Below are 14,102 nucleotides of genomic sequence, written 5' to 3' on the forward strand. Positions count from 1 at the left end.
AATATGGATATTGCTGCTATCAGTATATTTTCTGCTAAAAACAGTAGAAATAACGTGACGGGATGCAACGCACTTAAATAATCAAGCGCTGCCAGTATACTATCTTGCATGAGTAGTGTTATCGGGAATACAGTTATTTATTTCAAAAAATGTAATTAACAAACTTCTGCTCCACAGGGATCATTTTCACGTTCTGTCTCCAGCGTAACATGATGAATATTTTTATGTTCCAGTTCGTGTTTCAATTCCCGCTTGATTATATTTTCATCTGCGATTGTAGTGTTTTTATCTAATACAAGATGTGCCGTCAATGCATTTTCAGTTGTACTTATCGCCCATGCATGGATATGATGCAGGTCCTTTACTCCTGCTATCTTCAGCGCGGTTTCTTTGATCTCATGTATATGAATATATTCCGGTACGCCGTCCAGTGACAAACGTAAACTGTCTTTTAAGAGCTTCCAGGTACTGAACAGAATAATGATTGCAACAATCATACTTAATACGCTATCGATCCAGAACCATTGCGTATAGAACATGATTATACCGCCAATAACCAGACCAAGGGAAACAAGTGCATCACTCATTAAATGCAGGTATGCGCTTTTCACATTCAGGTCTTTTTCTTTATGGCGCAAAAACATGAGTGCCGTAGCGGCATTGATCAAAATACCGATACCTGCCACTACAGCGATGGTCTGGCCTGGCAGGGGTTCGGGATTGAAGAAGCGATGTGCTGCTTCATAAAAGATGGCTCCGATGGAGGCGATTAATATCATGGAATTAAACAAGGCAACAAGGATGGATGTTTTACGATATCCGTAGGTGTAGCTTTCATTTGATTTTATTTTCAGCAGACGAAAGGCCAGCAGTGATAGTGCTAAGGAGGCCACATCTGCCAGGTTGTGCCCTGCATCTGAAAGCAGTGATAAGGAATGCACTGAAAGCCCAACAATGGCTTCAATGACAACAAATAACAAGTTGAGTATAATACCAACGATAAAAGCTGTATTGACGTGTGTCAGAATTATGGAATGATCGTGGTGATGTGTGTGATTGTGTTCCAAAATAAACGGTGTTTATGATACATTTAAATTACGGTTTATTTTGTCAAAATCATAAACCCACGGTTAAAACCATGGGCTATGGCAGACGATTAAACATGTATAGTAAAAAAAGCTCGTTTTGCTTTCCGAAGAAAGTAAAACGAGCTTAACTATTGTATTATTTCTGAGTCTAATTATGCCGTGATAAAACTGAAATCTTTGATCAGGGTTTCTTTCCGATCTGGTCCGATTGAGATCAATGTGATTGGCAAACCTAATTCAGCTTCAATGAATGCTGAATAATCTAACAATGCCTGAGGCAATGAATCGAATGTTTCGCAATTTGATAAATCCTGATTCCAACCTTTTAGTGTTTTATATACCGGTGTTAAATCATTGGTACACATATCATACGGCAGTGTATCTACAATGTCGCCATTGCCTAATTTGTAGTGCGTACATACCTGAAGCTCTTCGAATGCATTTAATACATCAGCTTTCATCATTAACAGATGTGAAACACCGTTGATCATACAGGCATATTTTAATGCTGGTAAATCCAACCAGCCACATCTGCGCGGACGTCCGGTAGTAGAGCCAAACTCGTTTCCTTGCTTACGGATTTCTTCACCTACTGCATCGTGTAATTCTGTAGGAAAAGGCCCGCTACCTACACGTGTGCAATATGCTTTGAAAATACCAAACACATTACCGATATGCTTCGGGGCAATGCCCAAACCTGTACATGCACCTGCAACCATTGTGCTGGAAGATGTAACAAATGGATAGGAACCAAAATCAATATCCAGTAAGGAGCCCTGAGCACCTTCAGCAAGAATTGTTTTTTTACTTTGGATAGCATCGTTAATGAAGTATTCACTATCTACCAGATTCATTTTACGCAAACGATCAATGTATTTGAAGAACAAATCTTCACGTTCTTTCATTTCTGAATAATCGTGCTTATGAAAATCCAGGATCTGTTTGTGCTGATCTACCAGTTTATTATACTTGTCCATAAAATCCGGACTAAGTATATCACCTACACGCAAACCGTGTCTGGATACTTTATCTGTATATGTGGGTCCGATTCCTCTTAATGTTGAACCAATTTTTCCAGCGCCTTTAGCTGCTTCATAGGCTTTATCCAGCTCTACGTGGGAAGGCAAAATCAAGGCTGCTTTTTTAGAGATAAATAAATTCTTATTCAGGTTCAGTTTAAACGCTTCAAGCTTATCGATTTCTTTTTCGAATAAAGCGATTACGTCTAATACCAACCCATTACCGATAAGATTGGTAATGTTTGAACGAAACACACCAGATGGGATTTGGTGTAAAACAACTTTATGTCCATCAAATATCAGCGTGTGTCCTGCATTAGGTCCGCCTTGAAAACGCGCAACATAATCATATTTAGGTGCCAGCACATCTACAACTTTACCTTTACCTTCGTCGCCCCACTGCAACCCTAATAATACATCAACTGCCATTTCTTTATTTTGTTAATCTCTCTAATGCTTCTGCTTCTGTCTCAACAATTACAAATATTGAGTTCAATTTTGTGATGATCAATAATTTTTTGATCTGCTCGGAAGGATTGATCAGAACCAATTCTCCACCTTTGTTTCTGAACTTCGTTAACAACGTAATTAATACACCAATACCGCTACTGTTCATATAGCGTACCAATGACAAGTCAATTGCACAACGTGTGATACTTTCATTTAATTTCTCACTAACTAAATCCATTAGTTCCAAGCCATTACTTTCACCTATCAAATCGCCTTCAAGCTGAAGGAACAATATGTTTTCTTTGATATAAGTATTGTATTTCATGTATTATTCAGATTTATAAATCAGGTTTATTTTAATGTCAACAGGAAAATGTTTGAATATTATTTACTTATTCCCCTACTATTCTGCTCTTGGCAGGATCAATATTTTTTTTGTTTTCGCAGGTAGAGTTTGTACACGCACCATATAGGATAAGTGAATGGTGCAATACATTAAAATGCAGCAGCTCTCCTACCATTGTCTGGATGTTGTATACACGCGGATCGCAGAATTCAACTACTTTGTGGCAATCTGTACAGATCAGGTGATCGTGCTGACGATAGCCGTATGAACGTTCGTATTGTGCTAAGTTTTTACCAAACTGATGTTTTGTAACTAAGTCGCAATCAACAAGAATATCAAGCGTGTTGTAAACGGTTGCTCTGCTCACGCGGTAGTTCTTGTTTTTCATGCTGATGTATAAATTCTCTACATCAAAATGTCCAACTCTGGAATAGATTTCTTCCAGAATGGCAAATCTTTCAGGCGTTTTCCTCAAACTTTTATTTTCAAGATACGCAGTAAATATTTTTTTTACCTGCGATAATAACTCCTCTGGTGCTGACATAAGTATCAAATATACGAATAAAGGGATTCTTATTCCAAATCAACTGTTTATACGAGACACGCTAATAATGTCTGAAATTTCTTTTAGCTTGGAAATGAGGGTGTTCAGATGTTCTGTATCGTTTACAAATACCATCATGGTACCTTCAAAGATACCATCGTCGGTGTCAATGGTAATAGAACGGATATTTACTTTCAGCTGTGTGGAGATCACTTTGGTAACATCGTTTATAATGCCTACCCGATCGGCACCTACAATTTTTAACCCGGTTAAGAAAGCAAGTTCTTTCTGAGACGTCCATTTTGCTTTTACAATCCGGTAACCATATTGTGACATTAATTCTACTGCATTCGGGCAATTGGTGCGGTGGATCTTGATGCCCTCACTTACCGTTACGAAGCCGAACACTTCATCTCCGGGAATCGGGTTACAACATTTTGCCAGGTTGTAATCGATTTTGTCCATGCCGTCACCGATCAAAACCATATCTTTATCGGAAACTTTTACCGATGTTGATTTTTTATCCGGATCTACTTCAACCGGACGTTTGGAAGGTTCCGGTTTCTTTTCCGGATCTTTTAAGCGTTTCAGCTGGCTGGGCGGAATAATGTCTTTAGCAACATTATAATAAAACTCTAAAGGTGTTTTCACATTAAAGAGTAATAACATTTTGTTGATTGTTTCATTATTCAATGGTATTTTCAAATGGCTCAGCTTACGTTCTACCATTGCCTTACCATCCTGTGCAATAATCTTCTTTTCTTCTTTAAGCGATTCCTTGATTTTTGTACGGGCCTTCGATGTAACAACAAACTTCAGCCAATCTTCTGAAGGTTTTTGTTTGCCTGAGGTTAATATTTCAATCTGGTCGCCGTTATTTAACTGATAACTCAACGGTACCAGTTTTTGGTTCACTTTTGCGCCAAGACAGTGTTCGCCGATCTTTGTGTGGATCTCAAAGGCAAAATCCAGTGCTGTTGCGCCGAATTGCAGCGTTTTTAAATCGCCTTTAGGTGTAAACACAAACACCTCTTCGCTGAATAAATTCTGTCTGAATTCGTTGACAAATTCTATGGCTGAGAAGTCGTTATTTTCAATCAGTTCCCGAACTTTACGGATCCAGTCTTCAATACCGTGCTCTTTAGTCGTCGTTTTATTTTCTTTGTATTTCCAGTGTGCCGCATATCCTTTTTCGGCAATATCATCCATACGCCTGGTACGGATCTGCACTTCCACCCATTGTCCGGATTTACTCATAACCGTTGTGTGCAGCGATTCGTAGCCATTTGCTTTTGGCGTACTCACCCAGTCCTTTAAGCGATCCGGATTTGGTTTATAAAAATCGGTAACGATTGAATAAGCTTTCCAGCAAACACTTTTTTCTTCGGCCAGATCGGCTTCCAGAATTAAGCGGATGGCAAACAAATCATAGACCTCTTCAAAAGGTATATTCTGCTGCTGCATTTTCTGATGAATGGAATAAATAGATTTTGTGCGCCCTTTGATTTTGAATTTAAGGCCGGCACGTTTGAGTGGTATTTCCAGAGGAGCTGCGAAATCTTTTGTTGTTTTTTCACGTGCAGCATCTGATTTGGCAACTTTATCGGCTATAAAATTATAGCGGTCGGTATCCGTATATTTTAAATACAGATCTTCAAGTTCAGATTTGATGGCATATAAACCCAGGCGGTGCGCCAGAGGTGCATATAAATACATGGTTTCCGAAGCAATTTTCAGCTGTTTATCACGCGGCATGCTTTCTAATGTACGCATGTTGTGTAAACGGTCGGCAAGCTTTACCAGAATAACCCGTACATCTTCTGAAAGTGTAAGGATCATTTTTCTGAAATTTTCTGCCTGCTGCGAACTTCCGTGTTCGAAGACACCGGAGATTTTAGTAAGCCCGTCGATGATGGTAGCAACCTTTGGGCCAAAATCCCTTTCCAGATCCCTCAGTTCCAGGTGTGTATCTTCTACCACATCGTGCAGCAAGGCCGCAACGATGGATGTTGTACCCAAACCAATTTCTTCAACTGCAATCTGAGCAACTGCTAATGGATGATATATATATGGCTCACCGGATTTCCGACGCATATCTTTATGCGCCTGTACCGATGTAAAAAATGCTTTTTTTATAATTTTAGCATCCCCATCTTTTAAAATAGGTTTTGCTGCATGAAGCAATGCACGGTATCTTTTTATTATTTCTTTATTCTCCTTTTCAACATCAACCACCATAAATGCGCAGACTAAATCTTTTATTTAATTGTTATTCAAAGGATAAGTGTTTGCAAGTAATACTGCCACCGTACTTTTGAACATGCTTATACGTAAAGAAAGTTCTATTTAATAAAAATAAGCCTGATTTTTATTTTTCGTTTATTAAATATTTTTTTTCACCGGATAGTAGCAATATCAAAAAAAAGTTCTAAGTTTGCATTCCCAAATGAGAGATACCTCACGAGGAAATGTTCAAACGAGAACATTGATTTTAAAAAAGCGGATGTGGCGAAATTGGTAGACGCACTAGACTTAGGATCTAGCGCCGCGAGGCATGGGGGTTCGAGTCCCTCCATCCGCACACAAACACCAACATGTTTCAAACCCTCGCCTGTATAAGCGCGAGGGTTTTGTATTTTAATTCATTGATAACTTAAACATTCTATTACCTTGGAAATCGTATTAGACAAAAAAGGCGCTACTTCAGCTACATTGAAAGTAACCATCAAAGCAGATGACTATCAGCCAAAAGTTCAGAGTAAGCTGAAAGAATATGGTAAAAAAGTTTCTTTGAAAGGTTTCAGACAAGGAAAAGTACCAACGAGTGTTGTTGAAAGAATGTATGGAAAGAGTTTGAAAGTAGATGAAATCAATCAGTTACTTTCTGAATCTGTAGGTAAATACATTAAAGAAGAAAAATTAAACATTATCGGTTATCCGCTGCCGGATCAGAATAAGGCATCCAAAATTGACTGGGATAATCAATCAGAATATGAATTCTCCTATGATTTAGGTTTAATTCCTGAATTTAAGTATGAATTATCAGATAAAGTATCTGTTACGAAATACGAAATCGAAGTTGATCCGAAACGCGTTGCAGAAACATTAGACAATATCCGTCGCCAGCAAGGTAAAATGGATGAAGCGGAAGTTGTTGAATCCGGTGATTACATCAACGGAACGATGAAATCGTTAACAACCGATTTCTCTACGGAAACAATGATCCCTTCTGATAAGATTGCTGCCGCAGAATTGAAAAATTTTACGGGTAAAAAAACCGGCGATGTAATTGAATTCGATATTGATAAAGCATTCACCGAAAAATCTTCTATAGCACACGTTACGGGTTTAACGAAAGAAGAAGCTGAAACAACTTCAGGCAAATTCTCTTTCACGGTAACAGGTATCCGCCGTTCATTTCCTGCGGAGTTAAACCAGGAGTTTTTTGACAAGATATTTGGCCCGGGAGTAGTTACAAGCGAAGAGGCATTCAACCAGAAACTGGAAGAAACGATCCGTGAAAACTATAATCGCGAAGCTGAAGTATTAGTTTCAAGAGAAGTACGTAAAGAATTCTTAGCCAACACAAAAGTTGAAATTTCTGAAGCGTTTTTAAAGCGTTTTTTATTGATCAACAACGAAGGTAAAATGACTCCGGAACAAATTGATAAAGACTTCAATCTGTACCAGGATGATCTGAAATGGTTATTAATCCGCAACAAGATCGGTGAAGATAACGACATTAAAGTTGAGCATTCAGAAGTTATTGCACGCACAAAAGAGTTATTCATGCAGCAGTTCGGAGGCTTGACTTCCCTGTCTGAAGAAATGGATGAGACAATGAATAAGCTTGCGGATAATTACCTTTCATCTGAAAACGGAAAGAATTATAACCGTACATTTGAAGAAGTATATTATACAAAAGTGCTTAAATTCATTGAGTCAAAATTAAATTTCAAAACTAAAAAAATAAGTGTAGACGAATTTGAAAAATTAGTACAGGCAAACTAATTATTCACGTTTTGTGTTACAACGTAAAGAAGTCCTTTGTTAAAAGGACTTTTTTTTTACATTTGTACAACGTATACCATTAAACAACAAACCAGAATGATCAATCAGAACGAATTCAGAAAATTTGCTGTAAAAGATCAGGGAATAAGCAGCCTTGCCGTTGACAGCTATATCAATCAGATTCAAAGCATTGCGCCAAATTATATCGTAGGTATGACGCCAAATGTTGTTGAAGAGCGCCAGATGCGTGCAACAGTTATTGACGTTTTCTCTCGTTTAATGGGTGATCGTATTATTTTCCTTGGAACAGGGATTGACGATTATGTAGCCAATGTAGTAAATGCACAGCTATTGTTTTTAGAATCAGTAGATCCTAAGAAAGATATCATGATGTATATTAACAGTCCGGGAGGCTCTGTATATGCAGGCTTAGGGATCTATGACACCATGCACTATATCAATCCGGATGTTTCTACAACATGTGTTGGTCTTGCAGCTTCTATGGGTGCTGTTTTATTATGCGGCGGCGCGGCTAAAAAACGTTCCGCTCTTCCCCATTCAAGAATTATGATTCACCAGCCATTGGGTGGTGCTCAGGGACAGGCATCTGATATTGAAATTACCGCACGTGAAATATTGAAACTGAAGGGTGAGCTTTATGAAATTTTAGCGAAACATTCGGGTAAGGATATTGAAACGATCGAGAAGCATTCAGACCGTGATTACTGGTTGAAAGCTGCTGAAGCAAAAGAATACGGCATCATTGATGAAGTATTGGTAAAATAATTATCCTTAGATAATTATTACACGTAACCTATAAGTAAAGCTTAAAGATTGTATCTTTAAGCTTTACTACTTTTACAGCGATTTACGCGTCAAAAGATCTTAAAATAAACTGATTAAACGTGGCTCAACAAACCTGTTCCTTCTGCGAGAGACCGAAAAAGGATGTACTGTTAATGATTACAGGCATACATGCAAATATGTGTGATAAATGCATAACACAGTCATACCAGATTTTACAAGAAGAATTAAAACAAAAAGGCAAATCTGAGGGTGCGCCTAAATTCAATTTGATTAAACCTGCAAAAATGAAATCTCATTTAGACCAATATGTTATTGGACAGGATGAGGCGAAAAAGGTAATGTCTGTAGCGGTATACAACCACTACAAACGGCTTATGCAGAGTAAAATAAACGAAGATGATGATGTTCAGATCGAAAAATCAAATATCATTATGGTTGGCGAAACCGGTACCGGAAAAACTTATCTTGCCCGTACCCTTGCCAAAATATTGCAGGTGCCGTTTTGCATTGCCGATGCTACCGTATTAACGGAAGCCGGTTATGTAGGTGAAGATGTGGAATCTATCCTGACCCGTTTGCTGCAGGCAGCAAATTACGATGTAGACGCTGCACAGCGTGGTATTGTATACATTGATGAGATTGATAAAATTGCGCGCAAAAGCGACAATCCGTCGATCACCAGAGACGTTAGCGGCGAGGGTGTTCAGCAGGCATTGTTAAAACTTCTGGAAGGCAGTATTGTAAACGTTCCACCACAAGGCGGGCGTAAACATCCTGACCAGAAGATGATTGCCATAAATACAGAAAATATACTTTTTATATGCGGAGGTGCTTTTGATGGTATTGCGCGTATTATTGCAAACCGTTTAAATACACAACCGATCGGTTTTAAAACTAAAGATGACGAAGACGATATTGATGCGGAGAATCTGCTTCAATATGTAACCGCTTTAGATTTAAAGACATTCGGGTTAATTCCGGAACTTATAGGCCGTTTGCCATTAGTTTCTTATCTGGATCCGTTGAATGAAGAAATGCTGTTAGAAATTCTGACACAGCCTAAAAATGCTATTGTGAAGCAGTATAAGAAACTGTTTGATATGGAAGGTATTTCACTCACCTTTGAACCGGAAGCCTTACAATTTATAGTAGAAAAAGCCATGGCTTTCAAATTGGGTGCGAGAGGTTTACGTTCTATCTGTGAAGCTATCATGACAGACGCGATGTTTGATCTTCCATCAGAAGAAATCAAACAGGCATCTTTTGTGATAAACTATGAATATGCCAAAGAAAAGCTGGATCGTTCTAAATTCAGAAAGCTGAAAGCGGCTTAATCTATATAATTTATCTTATCGAAAAGCTCTGAGGACAATCTTCAGAGCTTTTTTATTTTTAAGCATCTTATAAATGATACAACCTGAGCATTTATACGATACGACCATATTCACCTTATTTATTAGTAACATCAATCCAATACACCATATCTGCTTTTATTTGCAGTTGCACATACATTTCATCAACAGCAGCATTTTTAGATGTAAAGGGGGCGTTAATTTGGCCTGAATAACTCGCCTACATTTGTAAAAAATCTATTCGAGGCCATATTAAAGTCTTTTTTGCCTGGAGGTAAAATTACATTCCTGTGAAAGCCTGAAAACAGGTTAGTTTTTTACTTTAACTAAGAATACCTTATTAATTATACAGCAATAATATACAGGATAATTTACTGCTTCATTTGGCTTAATTTTTTATTTAGGACTGCCCTACAAACAGTGTTTACAGCACGTATTCAAGCTAATTACAACTGTAATTTACAAATGTAATTACAGTTTACATTTGTAATTACATTTGTAAACTGTATATGTATATAATTGTAAATCAATATATTAAATAAACATAGGTAAAGTTACAAAAGTAACATATAAAACTATTACATTTGTAAATAGAATTTACAACATGGAAGAATCAATTGTAGAGCGAGTCCTTGTACTGATAAAGGATTATGGGCTCACAGCCTCCGAATTTGCTGATAAAATCGATGTACAGCGCTCCAGTATGTCGCATTTAGTCTCAGGAAGAAATAAACCCAGTCTGGATTTCATTCAGAAGATATTAAACAATTTTTCAGACATCAACCCTACTTGGCTTATTATGGGAACAGGACCGATGAAGCAATTAGATTTATTCGATATTAAAGGAGATGTAGCGCCTACAGAGCCCATACCTGCAGAAAAATTTAAATCAGAGACAGCCGTACAACCGGTTACAGAATTAATTACTGCGGAACAAGAATCAGCTTTTAGTGAGCCCGCTAAAGTTGTTTATGCACAAACTGCTCCTGCACCGGTAGCATTGCCGGAACCACCTGTACAGCATGTTGCGCTTGAGCGAGAAGAAGTTTTGATACAACCTCAAATAACCGCTTCTGTACCTCTGATCCCTCCGGTAACCATTCCTGAATCACCAGTGATTCAGCCAGCTGCTGCTGCACCGGTTACGCCTCAAATCCCACCTCCGGCAGCTGCACCAACACCCGTTATTCCCGCTGAAACTGCTTTTTTTACAGAAAAATCTACTCAAAATGATAAAAAAGTCGTAAAAATTGTCTTCTTTTATTCTGATAATACTTTTGAGACATTTAATCCACAATAATATCCGTAATCAACTCTCAAATAAAATATTCAAAATGCTCAGATTCAACAGTTTAATTTTTATTATTTTCCTTTTCATATGTTCTTGTAAATCTGAAAAGGAAAAACGTATGGCCTCCCAATCTGAAAAGAAGGTCAAGATTATTAAACATAAAAATCAAAACCCTACTCTTGAGAACAGTGACTTTTTATATAATACTGAAAGTGAGGAAGAATTAAAAAAACATTATAAAAAGCACCATAGTAAACGAAAAGAATTAGATAAATACCAGCCGTCCAGAAGAAGTAAGGATAACCTGGAATATGAGAATCAGAGCAGAAAGAAAAAGGCTAAGGCTCCACAAACGTACTATTAAGCAACGGTGCTCTAACTTATTTAGAAAAACCTAATAAAAAAGCCTTCTCTAATTAAAGAGAAGGCTTTTTTATAGATCCAATCAGAACTTATTCATTGCTTAGAATCTTCACTTCTGTTCTTCTGTTCTGCTGCTTATGTTCAGGCGTATCGTTCAGTTCTATTGGTTTCGTTTCCCCATACCCTTTCCAGGTTAATCTGTTTGGGTTAATTCCGCCTTTTTTAATCAGATAATCTACCACAGCCTTTGCTCTGTTGTCGGATAAAACCATATTGTGGTCGTCATTACCATCTGAATCGGTATGTCCTGACAATTCTATTTTCAAATTCGGATTGTGTCTTAATATATCCACGAGTTTATCTAATTCCTGAACAGACTCCGGTCTCAGTGTGGCTTTATCTACATCAAAAAATACATTTCTAAGAATGATTGACGTGTTTACTTTCAATTTATTCATACAAATAGTATCTATCAGTTCAATATACCCATCCTGTTTTGGGAAGTTAATATTTTTAGATTCAAACAGATATCCCGAAGCTTCTACTGAAATGCCGTAATTTTTACCCGCTGGTAATGAGATTGTATATTTTCCTGTAAAGCTGTTCGAATTGTATACGCCTACAATTTTCTGTGTATGTAAATCTGTTACAAAAATGGTTGCCGTAACCGGGTGATGATCGTCGCAGGCAACAATCTGTCCTTTAAACAGTACTGTTGGTGCTTTAGGAGCCGATTCACGCTCTAATACATAGATATCTTTTTCTCCGTAGCCACCAGCCCGTTCAGAAGAGAAATAGGCTCTTTTACCATCTGCAGACCACACAAAAAATACATCATCGTCTGCTGTATTGATCGGGTATCCGATATTCTGAGGCGTAGTCAGGATTTCACCTGTTTCAATATCGATGGTACAATAAAAGATATCGTAGCCGCCCATAGATTTATGGCCTTTAGAGCTGAAATATAATGTTTTGCCATCTGCATGAATAAATGGCGCATCTTCATCATGAATTGTGTTAATAGACGGGCCTAATAAAATTGCCGGGCCATAATCGCCGTTGTCTTTCATACGAACCATGTAAATATCTGTACCACCCAAACCACCTTTACGGTTACTGGTAAAGAAGATTGCCTTTTCATCGGCTGAAATAGATGCGCTTGGCTCCCAGTAAGGTGTATTGATTGTGTTGCCTAAGCGTTGAGGTTTTTCCCAAACTTCTCCTTTTAATGTACTCGAATATAAATCACCACCGTCTGTACCGGAATGACGATACATGATCAGTTCCATACCATCCGGAGATAGGGCCACACAGGCGTCATGTGATTCGGTGTTGATGCCATTACCGATGTCAACAGGTTCAGACCAAAGTGTGTCGTTTAATCTGCTTGACTGGTAAATATCTTCGAAATAAAAACCATCTTCGAGGTCTTTACCACCACCCGTTGTACTAGGCCTTCTGGATGTAAACAGCAACTCTGTTTCATCGGCAGAAATTACAGGTACATAATCCGGATATGGAGAGTTAATTACAGGGCCAAGGTTTCGTATTTTTACTTTAACAGGGGTTTTCACTAACTCAATACCATTTTTGCAGTTCGCAATATATTGATGCATTTCAAAATATTCAGGTTCGTCTGCATCTAATGTTTGCTGGTATTCGCGGTATAAAGCAATGGCTGCTTCAAATTTATGCTGTAAATGAAAACAACGTGCGTAATAAAAAGTTATAATGGGGTCTTTACTTCCTACTTTAGCATTATCCAGGTATGGAAAGGCATTTAATTCATGCCCGATCTGGAAATAGCATTTTGCAATATTGAATGCCAGTTTATAATCGGTGGTATCTACTTTCCAGGCTTCCAGAAAAAAGGGAAGCGCCTGATGATACTCTTCCATGTCAATATGTTCCTTACCTTTCTTTATGTTTTTATCATAATTTCCAGGAATTACCTGTCCAGAAACTTGTCCGTAAAAAAGACAACACAACACCAAAAACAGATATTTTTTCATCTCAATTCAACTAATTTAAATACAAGTTAATATAAATATGAGACAAAAAAAAGAGCCTCTTTTACAGAGACTCTTTTAAGTGACTAATAATTAGATAAATCTAATATTGTAGATATAATTTCTGTTCTTTTCTTGTCACAAAATGCACTTTTACAACCCCTTGCATATCTGCCAGTTGAACATTCTTAAATTTCTTACCGTTTAATCTCTTTGTGATGTATTCTTTTAATTCAGCATTAGAAGTTGAAACATCTTTAATATGCATGACATTATTCGCATCTACATCATATGAAATCATCACGGATTGATTTGCGCCATTTAATAAATGCGTTGGATTACCTATAAGTGTGTTTATTCGCTGACTAACAGCAGTCTTCTTATCTTTAGAAACTGTTTTAGCCGTTGGATTGAAAGCAAATGCACCTGTTATCATTAAAAGGGCAGAGATGAATAAAGACGTTATATTTTTCATGGCTTTACAATTATTTAATGATGAATTAACAATTTAATAACATTGAATATATAAATGTAACGAATGAAATGGTATAAAGTTTACAAAAGTATGTTAAGTTTTTACAGGATTATAAAATAAAATACCAATAAAATTATGTTATTAAGTAAAATATTGCTATTTTAGTAGCATAAATACTAGAAATGATGAGAAAAATCGTATACATATTAACAGTAGTATTTGCATTATCAGCGATTGGTGCATCCGCTACACCTGGAAAGCCTGCCGGTAAACATAAAAGCCATAAAAAAGCTAAAAAGAAAAAATCTGGCTACATGTTTGATTTTCAACATTAATATAAAAAGGGC

14 protein-coding genes and 1 tRNA gene (1 of these 15 only partly in view) are annotated in these 14,102 nt (G+C 37.4%); 7 read left to right on the plus strand and 8 right to left on the minus strand.

The window, feature by feature from the left end:
• From CHU_RS08300 to CHU_RS08325, 6 genes are all read right to left on the minus strand, one after another.
• A protein-coding gene (locus tag CHU_RS08300; protein WP_041932282.1) for a sterol desaturase family protein crosses the window boundary here: on the minus strand, positions 1-110 show its start. It extends 601 nt beyond the left edge of the window; 110 of the gene's 711 nt are visible here — the first part of the coding sequence; the start codon lies at positions 108-110; its stop codon lies off the left edge, out of view.
• 45 nt (positions 111-155) lie between these two features.
• Complete coding sequence (locus CHU_RS08305) at positions 156-1,067, minus strand: cation diffusion facilitator family transporter (RefSeq protein ID WP_011585084.1); 912 nt, start codon at positions 1,065-1,067, stop codon at positions 156-158.
• Positions 1,068-1,240: 173 nt separating this feature from the next.
• Positions 1,241-2,536: an adenylosuccinate synthase gene (locus CHU_RS08310; RefSeq protein ID WP_011585085.1), complete on the minus strand. Its 1,296-nt coding sequence runs from the start codon at positions 2,534-2,536 to the stop codon at positions 1,241-1,243.
• Positions 2,537-2,540: 4 nt separating this feature from the next.
• The gene (locus tag CHU_RS08315; RefSeq protein ID WP_011585086.1) at positions 2,541-2,882 is read right to left on the minus strand and encodes an STAS domain-containing protein; all 342 of its coding nucleotides are present in this window, start codon (positions 2,880-2,882) and stop codon (positions 2,541-2,543) included.
• Positions 2,883-2,949: 67 nt separating this feature from the next.
• Complete coding sequence (locus tag CHU_RS08320; protein ID WP_011585087.1) at positions 2,950-3,447, minus strand: Fur family transcriptional regulator; 498 nt, start codon at positions 3,445-3,447, stop codon at positions 2,950-2,952.
• A 39-nt stretch (positions 3,448-3,486) separates the two neighbouring features.
• A complete protein-coding gene (locus CHU_RS08325; RefSeq protein ID WP_011585088.1) occupies positions 3,487-5,685 on the minus strand; it encodes a RelA/SpoT family protein in 2,199 nt (732 codons plus the stop codon).
• Positions 5,686-5,946: 261 nt separating this feature from the next.
• On the opposite strand from CHU_RS08325, the gene CHU_RS08330 reads away from it, so the two are divergent.
• The 6 genes from CHU_RS08330 to CHU_RS08355 all read left to right on the plus strand — a co-directional run bounded on the left by CHU_RS08330 (position 5,947) and on the right by CHU_RS08355 (position 11,272).
• Positions 5,947-6,028, plus strand: a tRNA-Leu gene (locus CHU_RS08330).
• A gap of 89 nt (positions 6,029-6,117) precedes the next feature.
• Positions 6,118-7,458: a trigger factor gene (tig, locus tag CHU_RS08335; protein WP_011585089.1), complete on the plus strand. Its 1,341-nt coding sequence runs from the start codon at positions 6,118-6,120 to the stop codon at positions 7,456-7,458.
• A 96-nt stretch (positions 7,459-7,554) separates the two neighbouring features.
• Entirely contained in the window at positions 7,555-8,244 is a 690-nt protein-coding gene (locus CHU_RS08340) for an ATP-dependent Clp protease proteolytic subunit (RefSeq protein WP_011585090.1), read from the plus strand.
• A gap of 119 nt (positions 8,245-8,363) precedes the next feature.
• On the plus strand, positions 8,364-9,599 hold the full coding sequence (clpX, locus tag CHU_RS08345; protein ID WP_011585091.1) for an ATP-dependent Clp protease ATP-binding subunit ClpX: 1,236 nt from the start codon (positions 8,364-8,366) through the stop codon (positions 9,597-9,599).
• 622 nt (positions 9,600-10,221) lie between these two features.
• Entirely contained in the window at positions 10,222-10,917 is a 696-nt protein-coding gene (locus CHU_RS08350) for a helix-turn-helix transcriptional regulator (RefSeq protein WP_011585092.1), read from the plus strand.
• A gap of 109 nt (positions 10,918-11,026) precedes the next feature.
• Positions 11,027-11,272, plus strand: a complete 246-nt coding sequence (locus CHU_RS08355) for a hypothetical protein (RefSeq protein WP_143144046.1) — start codon at positions 11,027-11,029, stop codon at positions 11,270-11,272.
• Between the two features lie 88 nt (positions 11,273-11,360).
• Here the strand turns inward: CHU_RS08355 and CHU_RS08360 are convergent, their stop codons facing one another.
• Together CHU_RS08360 and CHU_RS08365 are read right to left on the minus strand one after the other, a co-directional pair.
• Positions 11,361-13,283: an OmpA family protein gene (locus tag CHU_RS08360; protein WP_011585094.1), complete on the minus strand. Its 1,923-nt coding sequence runs from the start codon at positions 13,281-13,283 to the stop codon at positions 11,361-11,363.
• A gap of 100 nt (positions 13,284-13,383) precedes the next feature.
• Positions 13,384-13,755 carry a hypothetical protein gene (locus tag CHU_RS08365; RefSeq protein ID WP_011585095.1) on the minus strand — a complete coding sequence of 124 codons (372 nt, stop codon included), beginning with the start codon at positions 13,753-13,755 and terminating at the stop codon, positions 13,384-13,386.
• Positions 13,756-13,940: 185 nt separating this feature from the next.
• On the opposite strand from CHU_RS08365, the gene CHU_RS19545 reads away from it, so the two are divergent.
• The gene (locus tag CHU_RS19545) at positions 13,941-14,090 is read left to right on the plus strand and encodes a hypothetical protein (RefSeq protein ID WP_011585096.1); all 150 of its coding nucleotides are present in this window, start codon (positions 13,941-13,943) and stop codon (positions 14,088-14,090) included.
• Positions 14,091-14,102 lie beyond the last annotated feature (12 nt).

The organism is Cytophaga hutchinsonii ATCC 33406, assembly GCF_000014145.1.
GTDB classification, from domain to species: Bacteria; Bacteroidota; Bacteroidia; order Cytophagales; family Cytophagaceae; genus Cytophaga; species Cytophaga hutchinsonii.

Bases quoted from the DNA above. Each gene is read 5' to 3' on its own strand.
- CHU_RS19545 (WP_011585096.1), top strand. From the start codon at position 13,941: ATGAGAAAAATCGTATACATATTAACAGTAGTATTTGCATTATCAGCG.
- CHU_RS08365 (WP_011585095.1), bottom strand. From the start codon at position 13,755: ATGAAAAATATAACGTCTTTATTCATCTCTGCCCTTTTAATGATAACA.
- CHU_RS08315 (WP_011585086.1), bottom strand. From the start codon at position 2,882: ATGAAATACAATACTTATATCAAAGAAAACATATTGTTCCTTCAGCTT.
- CHU_RS08340 (WP_011585090.1), top strand. From the start codon at position 7,555: ATGATCAATCAGAACGAATTCAGAAAATTTGCTGTAAAAGATCAGGGA.
- CHU_RS08360 (WP_011585094.1), bottom strand. From the start codon at position 13,283: ATGAAAAAATATCTGTTTTTGGTGTTGTGTTGTCTTTTTTACGGACAA.
- CHU_RS08320 (WP_011585087.1), bottom strand. From the start codon at position 3,447: ATGTCAGCACCAGAGGAGTTATTATCGCAGGTAAAAAAAATATTTACT.
- CHU_RS08350 (WP_011585092.1), top strand. From the start codon at position 10,222: ATGGAAGAATCAATTGTAGAGCGAGTCCTTGTACTGATAAAGGATTAT.
- CHU_RS08310 (WP_011585085.1), bottom strand. From the start codon at position 2,536: ATGGCAGTTGATGTATTATTAGGGTTGCAGTGGGGCGACGAAGGTAAA.
- CHU_RS08355 (WP_143144046.1), top strand. From the start codon at position 11,027: ATGGCCTCCCAATCTGAAAAGAAGGTCAAGATTATTAAACATAAAAAT.
- CHU_RS08325 (WP_011585088.1), bottom strand. From the start codon at position 5,685: ATGGTGGTTGATGTTGAAAAGGAGAATAAAGAAATAATAAAAAGATAC.